We start from the raw sequence: 19,621 nt of genomic DNA, 5'->3' as shown, positions 1-19,621 counted from the left end.
CCATATTATTTATACGTAATTATTTATACTTAAAAAATTTTCCTGTTTAAAAGAAAAGGGGATTATCAAGGTAAGCACTTAAAACCATAAAGCTGTCCATATAACCTGCCCTAACCTTTTTTGTATAGATATTTACATGAATAATCTCTTCGTTTTCATTATCCCATCTTTTTCCGTTAATCTCAATATAGTCATTTATACCAAAGGCATTTTCAGATGCAAAGCTGCCGGGGATAACCTCTGCAACCCTATAAGAATTCTTTTTTCCCACCGATTCAAGTTTAAATCCGAAAACGGGAAGCATGGATCTTGCTATACTGTCCTTTCGAAAAACGGAATTTCCCGGATATAAAGGCCGTTCGGCGCATAAAACGGGCCAAGTTTTTTCTTCATAAATACCTGCTTCATTTTTTTGATAGCCCTTAATGAGGACAATGGTTTCAGGAGCTATAGACAATAAATTTGCCTGTATTTCTTCAACCGAATTTACCGGAATACCGTTAACTTCTTTTATTACGGTACCCTCATTTATACCTGAAATTGAAAAGGGGCCGTCAGGAAGAACATAGTTTACAAGAACTCCGTTTGGAACTCCGCCGGCATTACTCGAACCGCCCTTTCGGTTTTGACCGTGGCAGCCAAGCCAAGTATGTTTAACTTCTCCGCCCTTATATAAATCGGGAAGAACAGCCTTTAAAAGCTCAACAGGGATTGCAAAATTAAGACCTTCATTTCTTTCAAGACCGGCAAATACTACGGCTTGAACAAGACCCTTATCATCCACTATCGGCCCGCCAGAGTTTCCATGATTAACGGCAGCATCTATCTGCATTATATCTACCATAGAAAAAAGCCTTCGGTATTTTGCCGATACTATACCTGAGGTAAGGGTTTTTTCCAAACCGGCCGGAGAGCCTATTGCATAAATACGGCTTCCGACTCCTAAGTCTTTTGAAGAGCCCAGATTAAAAATAAACTGAGGTGTGTACTCGGTCTTTACCAAAGCTAAATCAAAAAGAGGATCCCAACCTACAACCTTTGCAGGGATTTTTATATTGGGATTATCGGGCGACTTAATATAAAGTTTGGAATAGCCGTTATACTTTTTATCAACCTCGCTTTGAATAACATGATAATTCGTAATAAAATAACCGCGGGAATCTATAAAAAAACCCGAACCTATAACAATGTCCGGCGAGGCATAACCTTTTTGTATGCGTGTTCCCCTATCCACCCAAACGGTAAGAGAGCCCTTTATCATCTCATCTATATTTTGAGGAAAAGAAGATGAACCTGCTGAATGATTTTTTTTATTTTGTAAATTTAATAAGGGAAGATCGGCATTTTTTTTCCATAAGATATTTCTTTCTTCAAAGATTCGCTCTTCCGTCCATCCGTCAGGGCATTTCCCTATTGCAGTAAGGGACCTAAAATACCTGACAGCCTCATCCCAATTTTTTTCTTCTATACTTTGTAAAAATGCAGCTTCCGTTTTTTCTATCGACTTTAAATTGATCTTGGCAACTTCTTCAAAATCTTTTGTGTTAAGATGAAGAATCTGAGAGCGGATTAGAGCATCCGTTATCTTACCGGATTTAAGGAGCTTTTCCGTATAATCAACCTGATATAATACGCTGGATCTATCCGAATAATCCACATAAGAAACTTCTTTGGTTGAAGTACAAGAAAAAATCAACAAAAAGAAAAGAAAAAAACTTATTTTATTCATTGACGATTTCAGCAAAAACAAACCCTCCGGAGCGCACGGCAAAAACTTCAATATTATTTATACTAAACATATAGGAAACAACCGGAAGGCTCGTTTGGTTAAATATTTCTATAATTTTTTCGTTTACTTTTTCAATATTTATAGGAGTTCGATTAAGCCAGAACAAGTTCCCCTTATCCGAAGGAATAAGAATAAGGTTTTCTTTTCCGTCAAATAATTGGAAAGGATTTCCGTTTTTATAACTAACACGGATTTTTTTATTCAGCTTTGGATGAATCCATTCGGTTTGAGAGTCACCATTTCCATATTGCGTATATGTAATTTCGAAGGAACCGTCCTCATCGCTGTCCCACACCTTTGTAACGGAGCCGTCTTTTTGATAGTATTCGGAATATTCATAGAGTTTATTTTTATTTAAATCGATATCTATCCTTTTTAATACACCCTTTGGATCATACTCAATCCTTGTTTCAAAATAACCGTCTCCGTCTTTATCTATGTTTTCAAAAACAGGTAAGCCGTTTCTGTAATTAGTTTGCGAGTAAGGCTCCCCTAACACAGTTACCTCGGCCTTTATCGGGATACCCTTATCAAAGAATACTTTTTTTACGCCTCCGTTTATGTATGGAGTATTTTCTTCAGAAAATGCCGCGGAGTAAGTTAATGTACCTTCATGCAGACTTCTTACATTTTTGCCTACTTTTAAAGAAAAAAAGGCTTGTTGTTTTTGGTGCATGCCGTACAGTTTTAGATTTAGTTCTTTTAACTCTATAGGAGCCCAATTAAGATCAAGCGGCCGCATAGTGTAGTTTTTACCGTCTTTGATACAATTTTTAACGGCCGGATATGAATCATAGGACACCGAATATTCATTTTTTTTGCCGTGAATTACAGATGGAATACCGAAGTTACATTCTACAGTGTATTCGGGATATCCTGTTTGGAGGCTGTCAAATTCGGCACACCAAGGTCTGCCGTTTTTATAATAAATTTTAGAATCTATAATCAGATCTCCGTTTTCGTCATCAACAATCAAACCTTCATAGACCGATAAAAACTTTTTAAGCTCATTTCTTAATTTGGAATCTACAACCAAGCGTAAAAGCTCGACCAAATGAGATTCATACATAGCCTGAGTAAGAACATACTCCTTCAAAATCGGGTTAAAATAATAAACCTTAGCCGATAAAAATTCGTTTACAGCCGTTTGTTCATCTATTATACCGTACCTTAGACAAAGCAAGGTAGAATATGAGCGGTTATATAAATCGTTAAGATCATGCGATTCTGTAAAAGGCAAATACATACCCCTGTATAATTTCAGCCGTCTGATATTTTCTTCCGATTTTGTTTCAAAGGGACTTGCAAGCAAGAGGAGAGACGGATCCTCATCCTGCCACGCGTAAAGGCGGGAAATTATATGTCCGGCTAACTTTTTACCGAAAAAGCTTACCTTTTTTCCTCGTTCACGTAAAAAGAATAATTTTGCAAAAGAGGAATTAAAGGCCCATCGGTCAAGAGCTTCGGAAATAAGCTGTTTCGCCTCTTCATGCCTGCCTAACCCGTAGAGAGCATCCGCCCTTACATAGTCCGATTCGGCCGATTCAAAGGGTAAAAGCTTGACAAGCTCCAGAGCTTCCTTGTATTTTAACATTCTTGCATTAACTTGAGCCGCCAATAAGCGGCCGGCATTTATATCGTATAATCGCCAGATCATTCCATCGGTACAGGCAGCATCGGCTTTTTGCAATATATCTTCATTAGGATAATTTAGTTTTAAGCTGCATACTGCCTGAATATATAAAAAATCGGCGGTTTTCGAATCATAGACTTCACCGAGCTGAGCCTCAAACAAGGCTTCTTTCCATTTTTCTTCGGTAAAGAGCTTAGCGGAATTCTGCAAATATGATAGGGCGGCAGATAAATTTACCCCCTCACTTTGATTTGCATAAATACCTACACAAATTAAAATAAAAAAAGCACATATTCTATGCTTGAGTTTAAAACACTTAAATCTACAGGAATATTTCACTTTATTTTACTCCCATAAAAACTTTTTGCAGCAAATATCAATTTGCGAAAAAAGTTTTTTCAAGTAGTTTTGCTTTATGCAAAACTACATACAATAATGCGATGTTTTGTACCAAAGGTACAAAACTCGTCAGATAAACAGTGAGGCTGAATTTCTGCCGAGCTGTTTATCATAACTCCCTACAACATACCAATTTTTTTTGCCGAAAACGGCTCCGTATATAGCTTTAACTACCCCGCCCTCTTCGATTATCGGCAAAATATTTCTATCTTCATAGTCTATATTCCAGTCATTTATAATTTTTTTTACCGATTTTTTTGAACCCGAAGAAGTCTCAATTTCATCTCCTAAGAGGCGTGAACGCACACAAAAGGGAGGATTAAAAGGCCCTATACCGCAAGTTTTATCGCTTTTATGCACTATAAAAAAGCCGGCTTCATTTTTTACGGCCTTAAAAGTTCCGGCAGGGGTATCAAAAGTGCAAGGCTTATCAATCCAGATAGAATAAAAGACTTCGCCTGTCTTTTCTTCGGTTACGGCTTTAAAAAGCAATACCTCATCTCCTTCTTTTTTTATACAAAAGCCGCCCGAAAAAATTTTCTTTTTAGTATCGGAAAGCTTCATCAAATCGTCAAAGACCGAGTAAGGAATTCTTCTTTTTCCCTTTAAAAGAATAAGGCCTTCTTGAAGAAATTTAAGCTTTAAGGCTTTTTCAAGGCTTACAAAAAAAAGAAATTTACATCGGCAGCACTCTTCATTTTTATCCAACACCCATGTTTCTTTTTTTGCCTTATAAGAGTCGATAATAAAATCGTTTTGAGCCTTTATCTTTGCTAAACTTTTATCCAAGCCCCTTTGCCAGCCGTCAAAACAGATTGTCAAAGCAGGAAGAAGATTATGTCTAACTTTGTTTCTAAGATATGAGGTTTCAAGATTAGTGGCATCTTCTCTCCACGGGATATTTTTTTCTTTTAAATATTCTTCTATTTCAGAGCGGCTGATATTAAGCATGGGCCGAATAAATCTTCCCCGTCTTGGAGAAATCCCCATAAGGGCTTCAGGCTCGGAGCCTTGAAAGAGCCTCATCAAAACCGTTTCATAATTATCGTTTTTATTATGTGCCGTCAAAATATAATCGGCATTTAAAGAATCAGCCGTTTTTTCAAACTCATTGTACCTCAAAAAGCGGGCAGCATCTTCAATTCCCGTTTTTCTATTCTTAGCCTCATCGAATACCGTATTTTTAGGAATTTCGGCTAAGATACATGGACATTTATCTTTACAAAAGTCTAAAACAAATTGGGCATCGCCTAAGGTTTCTCTTTCGGGTCTTATATTGTGGTTTACGGTCAGTACAAAAATCTCGGCATTTATATCGCTTTTCAATTCCAAAAAGGCAGAAAGCATGGCCATAGAATCGGCACCCCCTGAAACGGCAAGCAGAAGCTTCAACGGTGCAACCGGCCTGGCCGTTCTATCGGAGTTTTGGCCGACCGCCCTATCGCATAAGGAGGAAAAGCCTAAAAGCACATCTTTTAAAAACGATTTTGCCATAAAATAGATTTTACATAATTTATAAAAATGGTCAACAGTCAAAAAATGCTAAAAAAATTACTTTTTTTTAAATATACAATAAACAAAAAACCTTCCGTTCTTTCACTAAGAAAACGGAAGGTTCTTATTCTAGAATATAAGACTTATTTAGCCTCTTCAGCAGGTTCGGGTGCGGCAGCGGCGGCTTCGGTTCCTTCACTTTCAGTTGCAACCGGTGTTGTACTTTCAGCAGCAGCAAACTTAATAGCAGCAACCGTTATATCATCGCTTGTTAAAACGGTAACGGCCTCAGGAAGCTTAATATCCCTGACGTGAAGAGATTGATTTACATCAAGTGCAGAAACATCAACGATAATCCTGGCCGGTAAATCCTTAGGCAGGCACTCAAGTTCAAGCTCAGTAATACCGGTTTCAAGAATTCCGCCATGGCGTACGCCTTCGGGAGAACCTTCAAGTCTAATCTTAACCTTTGTACGTAAGGACTTTCCTCTTTCTACTTCGTAAAAGTCGATATGTTTAATCTTGTCCGTAACAATATCATGCTGAAAATCTTTAATAAAAACTTCGTAATCCTTTCCCGCTGCATTTAATGTTACAATAGTACTTTCGGTAACAAGTTTAAAAAGTTTCATAAATTCTCTTTCATCAACATCAATAGAAACGGATTTGCCGTGCCTATCATACATTACTGCAGGAATTCTTCCAGCTTTTCTCATTTTTACAGCGGCATTTTTACCATATGTTGATCTTTCATTTGCGTTTAACAGTCTCTGTTCCATAATCCCAGAACTCCTCTAATACCAATTATTTAGTTTGCAACAAGGACCGCCGATAAAAGCAGCCTCAAAACTGGGACGGTAGGATTCGAACCTACGGAATGACGGCACCAAAAGCCGTTGGCTTACCACTTGCCGACGTCCCAAAATATATACAAAAAGCCGAGAGCTAAATTGTATCCAAAAACAGAAAAATAAATATTACGTCACAAATTGATTGCTAAAGCTACACTTCAGCCTCTTGCCCCGGCATAACAGGTGTTTTTTCGTAAACCTCCAAAACAGCCTTTGTCATCTTTTCTCTAAACTCGGCAGTGATAGGATGAGCTATATTTTTAAACTCACCGTTACTCAACTTCCGGCTGGGCATTCCGATATACAAACCGTCATTACCCTCGATCACTCTTACATTATGAAGGACAAAGCAATCATCAAACGTAATATTAGCATAAGCCTTTAAACTATTCCCCGGACTCACCCTCTGAACACGGACTTCTGTAATTTCCATACTGTCCTCCTTGCATAATAATATTGGTAATACCTTACCTACCAATATTTTACTACGCTTTCTATCAGAACGCAAGTAACAAGAAGAAAAAACATCGCCCATATTCAACAAAAAGCTGGGAATAAGCATTTTTAACTGTTTTTTCATCTTTAAAAAGTCCGAAAACCGAAGAACCGGCACCGCTCATAAGAGCAAAATCAGCTCCGTAAGTTAAAAGGTCTAGTTTTGCCTTTTTTATTGCAGGATATTCCGTAAAAAGAACATCTTCAAAACTGTTAAAAAAAGGCCATTCACGGCAATCTTTGCCGCAAAAAAGCTCAGGATTAAAAGCAGCATTCAGTATCTCCGATTCTTTACGGCCTAAAAGGCTGTAAGCCCTAGGTGTAGCGCTTTTTATTTCGGGATAAATCAAAATCCCAAAATAATCTGAAGAAACGGAAACTCTCTTTATTTCTTCTCCGCGGCCTTGTACAACCGCAGCTCCATCTCCCAAAAAAAACGGAACATCGCTTCCTATTTTTAAAGCTATAGCCCTTAAGTCTTCTTCCGGTAAAGCGGCAGAAAACATATCGTTAAGACCTCGCAAAACCGAAGCGGCATCGGAAGATCCGCCTCCCAATCCGGCACCTTCAGGGATTTTTTTTAAAATCCTAACGGAAACGCCGTCAGAAATACCGGTAAAGTTTTTAAACTCTTCATAAGCTCTTGTAATTGTGTTTTCTGCCGGCAATTCAGCCAAAGGAGAAAGCACCCTACACTCTTTTCTATCCGGTTTTCTTTGCATTAAAAGCTCATCGGCAAGAGAAATCGGAGCAAAAACACTTACAATGTCATGAAATCCGTCGCTTCTCTTTCCTAAAACTTCCAAATGCAGATTAATTTTTGCATGAGCTTTAAGGCTAATCGCACTTTTAATCATGTCTTAAGCATTATATCCAATTATAAAGTTTTGTCAATACAAAATAATGGAAATCTCAATAATTTAAGTTTTTTTGTGATAAGGCTGAATAAAAAAATCGATATTTTTATAGACTAGTTATTCTTTCCCTTCCGATTGACTTTATTTTGCAATTTATTCATAATGGCCTTATGCTTAACGATGATGCTTTAATTTTAAAAACAGGAAACTGGGAGCCTCAAAATAAAAAGAGGCTTGAAAAACTTATAAGAGAAAAAGCCTTTAACGGGAATTATGCCGTTTTTGACTGGGATTTTACTTCAATTTTTTATGACACACAGGATAATCTTTTTGTATACCAGATTGAAAATCTTTGTTTTAATTTAAATCCTGAAGAATTTAATCAAACCATAAGGGCGGGAATTCCTCAAGATGAGATTTTGCCCCATACGGTAAACTTTGAAGGAAGGGCCTTAACTGCCGGAGAACTTTCCGACGATCTAAATGAACGCTACGAGTTTCTATATAAAAACTATTTGCATTTTGGCGGAAAAATGAGCCTTGCAGAAATTACATTGACCGAAGAATTTATAGATTTTAAGGCTAAGATGCTCGTTTTAATGCGGGGAGCAGCCTCCCTTTGCGGTGTGGACATCGGCCAATCCGTAAGCACCGGTATGACGATAGAAGAACTTTCAGCCCTTACCGAAACGGCAATAGACCAAGGCCTAAAAGACGAAATAAAAACTTATAAGGTAAGATCTTCATCGGTCTTAAAAGGAAGAGCCGGAGAAGTAGAAGGCGGCTATAGAAAGGGCTTGCGCGTTCAAGAAGAAATGCAAGACCTGTTTTCGGCTTTAAGGAAAAACGGAATCGAAGTCTATATTTGCTCGGCCTCCCAAGAAGACAATGTACGAGTTTTTGCCTCCAACCCAAAATATGGATATAAGCTGGAGAGCAAAAACGTTTTCGGAAGAAGAAGGCTCCTGGATGAAAATAAAAAGCTTACCGTTATAGATGACACCTCGATTCCTGCAACAAGAAAAGAGGGAAAGGCCGAAGCAATAAAAAAAGTCCTTGCCCCAAAACACCAAAACAAGGCTCCCGTTTTAATAGCAGGCGACGGGGACGGCGATTTTTATATGATGGATGCTTTTAAAGACGAAGCCTTGATCCTAATCTTTAATAGAAGTCCCAAAAAAGAAGCTAAAATATATCCCCTTTTAATGAGCGGAATTAAAGAAAGAGGCAATCCTGATGCTCGGATAATTGTTCAGCACAGAAATAACGAAAAAGGCTGTTTTATCTCAAAGGCCCCTGAAGAAGAAAAGCCTCTGGACAGCCTGCCCGAAAAGTAAGCCGCCCTCTCTGCAGTTTTTTTATCTAACCGCAGCGAGCTCAAAACGTTGAGCACAAGCTCAACTTCGCAAAGAAATTTTTTTTCTAATTTATTATTTTTTTCAAATATTTTCTATAAATATAATGGGGATGGGAAAATATTAAAAAATAATAGGAGAAAACAAATGATTAAGAAGTTTGAAGATTTAACATTACAAGACGATTTTATGTTTTGTAAGGTCATGCAAAATGAAGGTTTATGTAAAACACTTATTGAAATGATATTATCAGACACAATAGGTAAAATTACTTATATCTCGGTACAACATAATATTAACGCCTACGAACAAGCTAAATCCGTAAGGTTTGATGTTCTTGTACAAGCTGAAAACGGTAAATTTTATGATGTGGAAATGCAGGTAAGCAACGAGAAGAATATACCTAAAAGAATGAGGTTTTACCAAGCAGCTATAGATATTTCGTTCTTGGATAAAGGGAATTTCTATAACGATTTAAATGAAAGCTTTATAATTTTTATCTGTTTATTTGATGTTCTAGGCAAAAATAGATCTGTTTATACCTTTGAAAATATCTGTCTTGAAGATAAAAACACATCTTTACAAGATGGAACAAAAAAGATTATAATAAACGCAGAGGCATTTAAGAACACTAAAGACAAAGAATTAAAGGAATTTTTAGAATACCTTAAAACAGGTAAGGCAAAAAGTGAATTTACAAGGAGGATAGAAAAAATGATACAAACAGTAAAACAAAATGAACAGGCAAGGCAGGAATATAGATTAATGTCAACCTTTGAGATGGATGCTAGGTATAAAGGTTTTTCGGAAGGCTTAAAGCAAAAGTCAATAGAAACAGCTAAAATATTAAAACAGTTGGGAGACTCGATACAAAAAATTATGCAGGTTACAGGCCTTCCCGAAGAAGAGATTGAAAAACTGTAAATTAGGGGAAGTACAGCCGGCAAAGCTTCGAGGCTAAGCCCCCTTTTTCGGAAGAAAGGTGTTTAATCTCGAAACTTCGTTGGTTGTACCTCCCCTATAACCCCTCCTTTCTCCAAAATTCCGCTTATGGGCTGCGCCCCTAAGAACCCGCATTGTTATCAAATTTTTAGTTTAATCCAATTTATAAAAATATTTTTCTAATTTACTATTTTTTTCAAATAATTCCTACAAATATAATGGTATAAAGGTTTTTATGAACCTAAGAAATAAACAGCCAAACTTATGAAGCTAAAAAACTTTGATATAGCCTTAATTAAAGAAATAACAGGCCTTTCCGAAGCAGAAATTGAAAAATTTGTAATGCTTAATTAGGAACAACTTCCTAATTAAGCATTACTACTACACCAGGTTTAATTAAGGTGTTATTGCAGAAAACTTATTAAGATTTGTTCCCATAGTGGTCGCATTATCCTTATAGGTTTGAAGATAAATTGAAGGAACCTTTATTCCCCCTGCATCCAAGTCATAGCAGTTCTGAAAAGCAGCGTCAAAATTGCAGCCATGATAATCACGATTAATTTTTACTCCTTTCAATTTTGTACAGTTCAAAAAACATTTCTTCATATTCGTAACGCTTGAGGGAATATCTGGACCGATCGTTAATTCTGTACATCCTCTAAAACAGCCCTCCATATCCATCACCATATTTGAAATACCGGGAACTGTGGTTAAACCGGTACAGTTCAAAAAACAGTCCTTCATATTTGTAACACTATCAGGAATAGTGGGAGCTATGGTTAATTTTTTACACCCTTGAAAACAGCCCTCCATATTCATAACACCATTAGGAATAAATGGAGCTGTGGTTAAACCAGTGCAGTTCAAAAAACAGTCCTTCATATTTGTAACGCCTGAAGGAATGTTCTCCAGAGAAACAAGGTTGCTACAACTTACAAAACAATTTTCCATCGAAGTAACGCCTGAAATGGCGGCGGGCAGTTTAAGCGCAAGTTTTTTAGAGCCGGCTTTTTTTATCCTTTTGTTGAGTTCTCCGGAACCCGAGCTGCTGCCATCAAAGTGATTTTGCGGTATCTCACCTGTTATTTCGATACGGTTTATTGCGGTTGACGAAACCTGAGGCGAAGTAAGGAAGGCTTCCAACTGATCATACCGTACTTTCGTATGGCTTGTTAATTCCCCATTATCATCTATTGACCATGTCTGCGTAGATCCGCCGGTGATTTCCGGGGTTACGGTAAACCTATCATTATAAGCCTCTACATCCGTACTGCCGTCCGACATCATTAGTACCGTTTCGCCGGCACCATAGGATTCCGGAGTAATACAGGCAGCTTTCGATTTCGTTATAGGCTTACCTTTGTCAATTTTTATGCGAGCAAGAGATCTACTACCCTCATCTAAATACACATCATTGCCGTCTTGCAGGGTACCGTTTTCCCATTTCCCTACACAGGCTTCGCCGCCCATGATAAACTCACCGTCCTGGGTTAAATAGCCTGTAGAACCTTGTACATAAACGCCTTTTCCCAGAATGCTTGTATTATTCTTAATTGTACCGCCATGCATCTTAAATGTACCGTTTACACCCACATACACGCCGCCGCCGTTATTTGTTGCGGTACAACCCTTTATTTCCGTATCTATCAAGATAATTTTACCATGGTTGTGTACATAAATACCGCCGCCATTTTCTGCCTCACAGCCTTCGATAATAACATCTACTGCTGTCAATTCTCCTGATAAACCACTGTAGATCGCACCGCCGCCTTTGGCAGTATCGGGATTCTTTCCATTTTGGAGCGTCAGCTTTTCAAGAGTCAATACGCCGAGCCCCATATTAAAAATAAAGGTTTTATCATCAGCATCCAATATATCGGTATTCTTATTAGAGCCCATTATTTTAACGGTTCGACTTACATTAATTTGGTTATTCTGTCCAGGAGCCTTAATTTTACCGGTGATTTTGATTATGTCGGCACCGCCGCTAGAGTTTTCTACCTCGGCTTTAAGCGTGGTCCATGGATTAGGATCGGAGCTCTTAATCTCTAAGACCGTACCTTTTCTTACTTTAACATAAAACTCTTTAGCAGTGCCATCAGCAAAACCGTCTCCGCCTGTAGTCAGGCTTATTTTATATTCTATCGCATGACCAAGATTAGGTGGAGCCTCCAACGTTATATCAACCTCGGTATTAGAGCTGCTGTCTATGTCGTTAAGAAATCGCCATGTACTTGATTCTTTCTTGAAGAGTGTACCCCTTATTGTTGCACCGGTTGTTTCCGTTTTTGCCTTAACCGTAATCGACGATTCTGTACTTATTAGATACGGACTGCTTGGGTTACCGGCTTGTGTAGATATGTCTTTTGAATTATAGTACAGCTTTGCATCTTCCGCCTTCGTTGCAGGGGTTGATACGTGAATGTCAGAAGATTTTAAGCCTGCTTCATCTATAAGAGTGAATGTATAGTTTTTTCTTGCAGTCTTTACTTCCGTGTCGGTTCTATAGCGCAATGCCCAGGGACTGCTTACAATGGATGCATTCCATGCGGGAGCTGACGGCGAAGTCTCATCACCTGAAAGCAGAACAACTTCGGTTGAAGCAAGCAGTCGGCCGCTTGGTTCAAAGGCTGTATTTCCCGATGTAAACGCCATCGCAGCCGAATCACCGCCTGTTACGGACAGCTCTTCAATGTCCTTGTGCAACTTTCCGGCAGAAGATCCGGTACCCGCCGTTTCGATCATATCTTCGGCTTTCAGTATAATAACGTAATAATACTTACCGCCTATAGGGTTTGCCGTTTTACCGATTGTTATGGAAGAACTGAGTTTAGGCGCTGTGTCCGCCCTTAGGTTCAGACTGAACTTCTTATTGAATGGTCTGCCGTCTGTGGAAGTGAGGGTAATTTCGGGGCTTATGTTACCCATGCCCCACTCATGGTCTTTCAAAAAGCCTGGCTTGTATGTGAGCTTCAATGCCGTTTTGTCGGGCGTTTGCTCTAAAGTGTAGTGCGTGCCGTATGTCGGCTGCGTTGAAAGCCCGGGAAAGTTTATAATCTTCTGCACATCTGCTGCTGAGGACGTTGGCGTAGGTAACTAAGCTAAATTTTCTTGGGTTATGCAGTTTAATCGTAAGCGTTACATCCGAGTACGTTCCATTCCAGTACGACGGAATACACTCTACGTCTCCAATTTTTTGGGTCGGCTTATCGATGCTGAAGTCTGTAGGAACAACTTCACTCGACCAATAACCTAAGAATTCTTCAGGATTGTCTATAAATTGTTTACATGTTGCAAATACAATGGCAGTTGTCAGTAATACCGCTGAAATTATTAAAATCTTTAAAATTTTTTTCATAAAAACGCCTCTCTAAAATTCCCAGCCTACTGAAAGCGATGGCTGTACTATATATTTGGGGAAACCTGTTCTAAACGGAATTATATGATCGAGATTTACTTCGATATATAATTTTTTATAAACATAAACCTGCAAGGCTGTGCCTAAATTCATTGTCAAGCCCCAATACCATGATTTTGGGCTTTTAAACTCGGAAAAAACAAATTGTGTATTTACCATAAATGCAGTGCCGAAACCTAAATGAGCATCAAAATTGAGGCGGTGTCTTATTATAGATTTCATATAAACAGCCTGTATGCCGGTTAAAAGGAGACCTGCAGACAAGGTATAATCCGAGTCTTTTTTTCTTAAATACATACCCGAACCGGTAAAATTAAAGCCGAAATTTCCATAAGAACGCTTTATCGGTACAAGGCTGAACCTTAAAACACCGCTTAAGGCCGCAAAATCTCTTCCGAAGTATTCTTTAAAAACTTTGTTCCCTGCAAAGCCGTTGAAGGCATAACCGCCTGACAGAAAAATATCAATAGGTTTTTGAAATTTAAATATCATTTTCTGTTTTGAATCTTTTAAACCGCTTGGGTCGGTAACAACAAATTCATATTGCCCCGGATTAATTCTCAACATATTAAAGCTTATTTTTGCCTTAGTTCCGTCAGGGGTTATTTCGACAATTTTGCCGAAAATAGGAGAACCGCCTTCTTTTTTAAGAGCAAAGGTGGTTTCTTCCCTAAAATGTTTGCCTGAAAGACTTACCACATCGCTATATTCTTCATCAAAATAGATTGCAGCAGGGGAAACGGAAGAAGTTTCAGGCTGATAGGCCACAAGAATGTCAAAATAACGGTCTGCACTTACCGCATCCACCTGACCGAGAAGGTTTATAACCTTTATCCTGTACCGGTACTTTCCGGCAGGTAATGAAACCTCAAGAGAATTTTGCTTTAATTTCTTTTTATCTACAACAAGCCACTTGCCGTTTTTTTCTTTCTTTTCAAGCTCGAATTCAAAATGCAAGATACCTTCTACATTTTCCCAAGAAAGCGTTTGATAAAAAACCGTTTTTTTTCCTTCCGTTTCAATAATATAATTTTTCTTTACTTCATTAGTCTCTTCAACCTTTTGAGCAAAAGCGCCCAAAGGGAACAAAAGCAGCAAAAATAAAATCACTAAATTCCTGATAAATATTCTTTTATCTTCCATAAAGGACTCCCGTTTCATCAGTTTCTACATTATCTTTTTTAGGTAAATCGATGTCAAAACGTTTTCTTGAAGGAGTTCCGGTTTGAAACACCAATCCGCTGTCCAAACGCCGTTCCGCAATAACCTCTATAAAGAATGCCCCGCGAGATAATCGGCTTAAATCCTTAAATTCATAAACAAGATCCTCTGCTCCCGATTTTGCTTTAATTTCGGTGCTTGCAATTACTTTGTTTTTCTCATTATATATTTTCATAACATAATGAGTTGCCTTATCAACAGGCTTCCACTTAAAGACTATACTTCGATGTGAAGAAAAGAAAGGAATTCCTAAGACTTCTTTTTCGCCCGGGAATACAAACCTTGCCTTTGGAAGAGGCGGTATGGGCAAAACCGTAAATGCGGAATATTTTTCCGACGAAATATCGAATCCGTCCTCGGTTTCGGCTATAACCTTCCAGCGGTATTTTCCTGATGCTAAAGGCGGAAGCTGCACCTTATACCCCGCATCTTTTAAAGCAAAAACGGGAGCGCGTACGCCTACCTTTTCCAGAATAAATTCTACACCTACAGGCGGATGAACGGACGACCACTCTGCCTGAGAAGGATTCAAAGCGGCTTCAATACCGTCAATCTTTGCACCTTCGGCAGGTTTTAACAGCTCTACAGGCTTCAAATGTTTTGCCGTAAAGCCGTGCGCCTGTGAAAGCCCAAACTTTCGGCTTGAAGTCAATGTTGCATTTGCAAAGGCCTGTATATTCAATATGTAGTCCCCGTCTTCAAATTTACCCATAGCAATTTCTATTTCGGTTTTTGAAGCATAAAGGTCTTCATAAAAAGGTTTAGAGCCGGGAATTCTGTCTGTCAGTTTTACCTGATAGTAATCTGCGCCTTCTATCGGTTTCCAGTTAAATTTGCTTTTACGTCCGGGCACTATTACAATACTTTTTTTTGCATTTTCCAGTTCAGGCTTATCGAGAAGAGGAATAACGTTTAATTTTTTTATATCGGATGTATACAGCTTTCCGTCCAATTCGGTACATACGCGCCAATACCATTTACCTTCAGGCAAAACAATTCCGTCAATGCCTAAACCTTTGGTAGATTTATTAACGGTAAGTTTTTTAAAATCTTCGGTATCCGAAACCTGAAAAAACTGCTCCGAATCGAAATTACTCTTCCATGTAAAGAAGGTGTCTCCTGTCAGAGGCTGGAGCAAACTATAATCATTAGGCGGAAAAACGGCACGTAAAATAATCTCGGAGTCCATAGTTATAAAGGAGGCTACATCACTTATGCCGATTTCGTTTTCTTTTGCATCAAGAGAGGCAACGGTCATAAAATACTCTCCATTAGGCAAAAGTTTTGAAGCTTCTTTTAAGTCCAAATAGCTCGTTATAACTATATCGTTTATAAGCACATCGCTCATCGCCTTATCTCTGGCTATTTTTACCCTGTATTTTGCAGCATCCAAATTAGGCTTCCATGAGAAAGTAAGGCCTTTTCCCTTCGAGGTATCCATAACTTTTTTCATATGAAGAAGTTTAGGTTTTTCGGCTTCTTGGGTCTTTTTTATACTGAAAGCCGAAACATCCGAGGCTTGAGCTTTAAATGAAGAATCGAATCCGTATTTTGGAAGAACACGCCAATACCAAGTTCCTTCCGTCAATTCAGAAAGCGAAAAAGATTCCGTACTCGAATTCTTGACTACTTTAGGATTTTCCATATTCTTATTATCTGCAATTTCAACCGTGTAATATGAAGATAATTCATTCCCCTCCCATAAAAATCTGATATGGGGAGGATTTGTATTATATGCAAAGGTCTTTTCCGCTTCGGGAAGAAGATTTACCGGAGCCGGAGCCTTTATAACAGTTACTTTTCCGGATACGGTATCTTCGCTTTCAGCGCCTGCCTTGGCCGATAATCTCCAATGCAAGGCTCCGCTGTCATACCGCACGGTAAATTCTTTTAAACCTCGGACATCATATCTTTTAGTATCTACACTAAAATTACTTAAAGGAGAAGTTTCAAGGAAAATTTCTTCATTACCGGAAAAGGAAGATTGCCATTTAAATTTAATATCTATACCTAAATCATCCCTCGATTGATTTAAGAGCCTTGTATTTTTGCCGGGACTTATCATAACTAATTTTGCTTCTTTGCCCTGCTGTAAAACGGAACCGGCTTCAAGAACTTCCGTTTCTCCGCTTGTACTGCCTATAACGGAAACGGAACCTTCTTCTACCGCAAGCTGAAGACTTTCAGCATCGCCTTTTTGCACATGCAATACCGAGCCTTTTTCGATGCTTATGTCTGCATTATCCGATTTTAAGTGTAGATTATTGTTTGCCGTTTTTGCCGATACCGAGCCCGAATTCAAATTAAGTTCCGATTCTTCATTTTTGGCAAAAATCTGAACCATCGTGTTTGAGTCAACCTCGACTACATTACCTGCATCTTCATTTCCTAAAAAATGAATGGTTGCCGAGGCTTCATTTGCAGTTCTTATCGTATCTCCGTTATATAAATAAGAATTTTGAACGGGACGGTCCCATACGGCTCTATCGTTGAATTTACGCTGAACGGTTTTGTATTTATATTCAATGGTAGCTATGGGAGTATCCGTACGTTCAAATGTTCTGTTTAGCTCCTTTACAAACAAAAACAAGTCAAAAAATATAACCGCCAGAGAAACAATGACCACAACGAGGTCTAAAAAATTACTGTTTGTTTTGTGCTTGGATGTTGTATTTCTTTTCATCTTCATTTACATCTACCTTATTCAAATCGGGAGTAGGAATTCCTAATTTTGCTCTAATTTGCGCCAAAGTCTTCGGGCCTTTTTCTCCGGCTCCGGGAATGCCGGTTTCTTCAGGCATATTTATAACCGCAAACATTCTTAAAGGAGCCGATTTTCCTTTAACCGTAACCGAGGGCATTTCTTCAACCAAGACCTTATCTTTTACAAGCCGATAAGTATTTTCGGTAATAAGAATATCCGTTCCAAGGGGTTTATTTAAGGATTCGGTACGGGATGCCAAGTTTACGGCATCGCCTATTACCGTGTACTCCATCCTCTTTTTGGAACCTATCTGACCTGCAACGACAGGGCCTGAGTTAATACCGCAGCCTATGCGGATTATAGGCTTTTTGTCGCCGCCTCTTCCTTGATTGAAGATAATCAGTGCAGCCCTCATCCTTAAAGCAGCCCTTATACAGTTAAGAGCATCTTCTCTCGGATTTCCCGCACTTGTAGGAGCACCCCAAACAGCCATAACTGCATCACCTATAAATTTATCTACTACACCATGGGTATCGTTTACGCACTCTACCATCTGTGTCATGTATTCGTTGAGGAATTCTACAACCTCATTCGGTTCGAGTTTTTCAGAAATTGCCGTAAAGGAGCGTATATCCGAGAAGAAAATAGTTGTTTCCTTTGTTTCGCCTCCCAGTGCGAGCTCGCCCTTCATTGCAAGCTCTGCAATTTCCTTATTGATAAAGCGTCCGAACGAATCCTTGAGCCTTTCTCTTTCAGCCAAGCCCTTACCCATTCGTACGAAACTATTTGTCAAAAGGCCTATTTCATCCTTTGTTTTAGCCTTTAGATCAAGCTCATAATTACCCTGCTCTATTTCGCCGGCAGCCGAGGCAAGAGCCTTAACCGGAGAACTGATTGATTTGGAGAAAAACCAGATAAAAAGGATTGCAAGAGCTAAAACCGCAACACCTAAAGTAACATTTTTAAAGGTTGACCTGACTACTGGCTCCAAAACCTTATCGGCCTCGGCCGTGGTAAGAACTGCAAGATCGGCTATCGAAAGTTTTCTGTATGCACCGAACTGTTTTTTTCCTTCCTTGTCGGTAAAAAGGATTTGCCTGTTCATGTCGCCTTTTTCGCGCATTTCTATAAAGAGTTTTGAATCGCTTATGTTAATTCCGTTTTTGGTAAGCTCAAAATCGGGATGAATTAAAATATCGCCCAAATTATTTACAAGATAGGTTGTTTGAAGTTTTCCCGTACCTATATTCTCGGATAGGGTCTCAGCCGAAAAGAAGATTACCAATCCCTGATCCAAGCCCTTTTCCCTATAAGGGTAAAAAAGAACAAGGATGGACTCTCCAAAAAACGGAGAAGCATTTATAACCTGCTCTATGCCTTTTTCCGCCTGAATAGCCGTATCCATTTCGTTTTCGATAAATTCATCAATGGCGGAATAATCCAACTCACGGGAAAGGAAAAAATTGGTACTAACGAGTTTTCGATAAATACGCTTATTCATTCTTGCATCGGTAACCAAAACAGCCGCTACCTGAGGGTTTCTTTCAAAATAAAAATCGGCAGTCTGCTTTGCTATGCCTGACCCGGTTTCCGTTGAGTTAAGAACATCCAAGAACAAAAAAGCATTGGCCTTTATCGACAAAAGCTCCTTTTCTGCCGCAGCTCCGGCTTGAAAATTTACCGTCCTGTTGCTTTCTTCAGACATAGTTTGAATATCTTCGCCTACAAACCATGTAACAAGGCCTGTTATAGTACCCAGAGAAAACACAACCAAAATCGAAATAATAATTATCAGTTTAGCACCGATTGAGAATTTAACCTTCTCGTTTACGCCATCATTTTTTAACATAATTTCTCCAAAAAAATAAGCATTACAATTACAAATATCAGTACATAATATCACAAAAAAACAAAATCTTCAATAAATTTGATGGAAAAATAAAATTTTATTCGCTTAAAGGCAATTAAAAAAAGTCCGATAATCTAAGTGTATGGAGTATGCGGTTTGTAAACAAACCGCTTATTGGAGGAATAGATGGTTTCAAACAGTTCACCGCTTCAAGCTCTTTCTCAAATTGCAATGCCTAGGATTTCGGCAGGCGGAAGAGCCTTTGTACCCGTCAAAGCAAGCCAAGTCCTCTACGCCCATTTTAAATATGTTTCAGGTTTTGCTCAGGCTCAGGGCCAGTCGGGCATGAGTATCGACAAATTACGTATTTTAAACTCAATAATAGACCAGCTTGTCTCTATGAAAACCAACGAAGCCCAAAAGGCAGAGCTTACAAAATCGGCAGCAGCTCAACTTGAATCGGAAATAAGCGAAAATCAAATAGACGGACTTTTGGATTATTACCACAATCAAATCAAAAACACGATGATACAAACCGAAAACATAGGATACGGAGGCAATCCCCTTCCTGCAGGCGTACTCGACTTGACAGCCTAAGTTTTTTTACGCATAAT

General features: G+C 38.8%; 12 protein-coding genes, 1 tRNA gene and 1 pseudogene. 3 read left to right on the top strand and 11 right to left on the bottom strand.

All coding sequences use genetic code 11. From position 1 onward, the window contains the following. Positions 1 to 46: 46 nt before the first annotated feature. From E4N80_RS03205 to ispE, 7 genes are all read right to left on the bottom strand, one after another. Positions 47 to 1,657, bottom strand: coding sequence for a S1C family serine protease (locus E4N80_RS03205; protein ID WP_366797282.1), 1,611 nt, complete (start codon positions 1,655 to 1,657; stop codon positions 47 to 49). A gap of 64 nt (positions 1,658 to 1,721) precedes the next feature. Continuing rightward, on the bottom strand, positions 1,722 to 3,761 hold the full coding sequence (locus tag E4N80_RS03200) for a tetratricopeptide repeat protein (RefSeq protein WP_253700403.1): 2,040 nt from the start codon (positions 3,759 to 3,761) through the stop codon (positions 1,722 to 1,724). A gap of 129 nt (positions 3,762 to 3,890) precedes the next feature. After that, a complete protein-coding gene (gene tilS / locus E4N80_RS03195) occupies positions 3,891 to 5,315 on the bottom strand; it encodes a tRNA lysidine(34) synthetase TilS (RefSeq protein ID WP_253700402.1) in 1,425 nt (474 codons plus the stop codon). Positions 5,316 to 5,458: 143 nt separating this feature from the next. Continuing rightward, entirely contained in the window at positions 5,459 to 6,094 is a 636-nt protein-coding gene (locus E4N80_RS03190; protein WP_253700401.1) for a 50S ribosomal protein L25, read from the bottom strand. Positions 6,095 to 6,164: 70 nt separating this feature from the next. Continuing rightward, positions 6,165 to 6,237: transfer RNA gene (locus E4N80_RS03185), tRNA-Gln, on the bottom strand. 80 nt (positions 6,238 to 6,317) lie between these two features. Further along, the gene (spoVG, locus tag E4N80_RS03180) at positions 6,318 to 6,599 is read right to left on the bottom strand and encodes a septation regulator SpoVG (protein WP_253700400.1); all 282 of its coding nucleotides are present in this window, start codon (positions 6,597 to 6,599) and stop codon (positions 6,318 to 6,320) included. A 64-nt stretch (positions 6,600 to 6,663) separates the two neighbouring features. Continuing rightward, entirely contained in the window at positions 6,664 to 7,518 is an 855-nt protein-coding gene (gene ispE / locus E4N80_RS03175; protein ID WP_253700399.1) for a 4-(cytidine 5'-diphospho)-2-C-methyl-D-erythritol kinase, read from the bottom strand. Positions 7,519 to 7,688: 170 nt separating this feature from the next. Here ispE and E4N80_RS03170 point away from each other — a divergent pair, with 170 nt between their 5' ends. Next, complete coding sequence (locus E4N80_RS03170; protein WP_253700398.1) at positions 7,689 to 8,855, top strand: HAD family hydrolase; 1,167 nt, start codon at positions 7,689 to 7,691, stop codon at positions 8,853 to 8,855. A gap of 165 nt (positions 8,856 to 9,020) precedes the next feature. Beyond that, complete coding sequence (locus E4N80_RS03165) at positions 9,021 to 9,797, top strand: Rpn family recombination-promoting nuclease/putative transposase (RefSeq protein ID WP_253700397.1); 777 nt, start codon at positions 9,021 to 9,023, stop codon at positions 9,795 to 9,797. Between the two features lie 414 nt (positions 9,798 to 10,211). Here E4N80_RS03165 and E4N80_RS03160 read toward each other — a convergent pair. The 4 genes and pseudogenes from E4N80_RS03160 to E4N80_RS03140 form a co-directional block, all read right to left on the bottom strand. Beyond that, positions 10,212 to 13,173: pseudogene (locus E4N80_RS03160) on the bottom strand (leucine-rich repeat protein). A gap of 12 nt (positions 13,174 to 13,185) precedes the next feature. Further along, positions 13,186 to 14,376 (bottom strand): fibronectin type III domain-containing protein, encoded by a 1,191-nt coding sequence (locus E4N80_RS03150; protein ID WP_253700391.1) that lies wholly within the window; start codon positions 14,374 to 14,376, stop codon positions 13,186 to 13,188. Then, positions 14,366 to 17,143: a FecR domain-containing protein gene (locus E4N80_RS03145; protein ID WP_253700390.1), complete on the bottom strand. Its 2,778-nt coding sequence runs from the start codon at positions 17,141 to 17,143 to the stop codon at positions 14,366 to 14,368. The genes E4N80_RS03150 and E4N80_RS03145 overlap by 11 nt, the downstream gene beginning before the upstream one ends. Continuing rightward, positions 17,097 to 19,007, bottom strand: coding sequence for an adenylate/guanylate cyclase domain-containing protein (locus E4N80_RS03140; RefSeq protein WP_253700383.1), 1,911 nt, complete (start codon positions 19,005 to 19,007; stop codon positions 17,097 to 17,099). Before E4N80_RS03140 ends, E4N80_RS03145 begins: the two co-directional genes overlap by 47 nt. A gap of 186 nt (positions 19,008 to 19,193) precedes the next feature. Between E4N80_RS03140 and E4N80_RS03135 the strand changes: the two genes are divergently transcribed. After that, positions 19,194 to 19,604 carry a hypothetical protein gene (locus E4N80_RS03135; protein WP_253700381.1) on the top strand — a complete coding sequence of 137 codons (411 nt, stop codon included), beginning with the start codon at positions 19,194 to 19,196 and terminating at the stop codon, positions 19,602 to 19,604. The last annotated feature ends 17 nt before the right edge of the window (positions 19,605 to 19,621 follow it).

It is taken from the genome of Treponema denticola, from assembly GCF_024181605.1.
In the GTDB taxonomy this organism is placed as follows: Bacteria; Spirochaetota; Spirochaetia; order Treponematales; family Treponemataceae; genus Treponema_B; species Treponema_B denticola_B.
This window is presented reverse-complemented; position numbering and strand designations above follow the sequence as displayed.

Bases quoted from the DNA above. Each gene is read 5' to 3' on its own strand.
- E4N80_RS03165 (WP_253700397.1), top strand. From the start codon at position 9,021: ATGATTAAGAAGTTTGAAGATTTAACATTACAAGACGATTTTATGTTT.
- E4N80_RS03135 (WP_253700381.1), top strand. From the start codon at position 19,194: ATGGTTTCAAACAGTTCACCGCTTCAAGCTCTTTCTCAAATTGCAATG.
- ispE (WP_253700399.1), bottom strand. From the start codon at position 7,518: ATGATTAAAAGTGCGATTAGCCTTAAAGCTCATGCAAAAATTAATCTG.
- E4N80_RS03140 (WP_253700383.1), bottom strand. From the start codon at position 19,007: ATGTTAAAAAATGATGGCGTAAACGAGAAGGTTAAATTCTCAATCGGT.
- spoVG (WP_253700400.1), bottom strand. From the start codon at position 6,599: ATGGAAATTACAGAAGTCCGTGTTCAGAGGGTGAGTCCGGGGAATAGT.
- E4N80_RS03170 (WP_253700398.1), top strand. From the start codon at position 7,689: ATGCTTAACGATGATGCTTTAATTTTAAAAACAGGAAACTGGGAGCCT.
- E4N80_RS03150 (WP_253700391.1), bottom strand. From the start codon at position 14,376: ATGGAAGATAAAAGAATATTTATCAGGAATTTAGTGATTTTATTTTTG.
- E4N80_RS03190 (WP_253700401.1), bottom strand. From the start codon at position 6,094: ATGGAACAGAGACTGTTAAACGCAAATGAAAGATCAACATATGGTAAA.
- E4N80_RS03145 (WP_253700390.1), bottom strand. From the start codon at position 17,143: ATGAAGATGAAAAGAAATACAACATCCAAGCACAAAACAAACAGTAAT.
- tilS (WP_253700402.1), bottom strand. From the start codon at position 5,315: ATGGCAAAATCGTTTTTAAAAGATGTGCTTTTAGGCTTTTCCTCCTTA.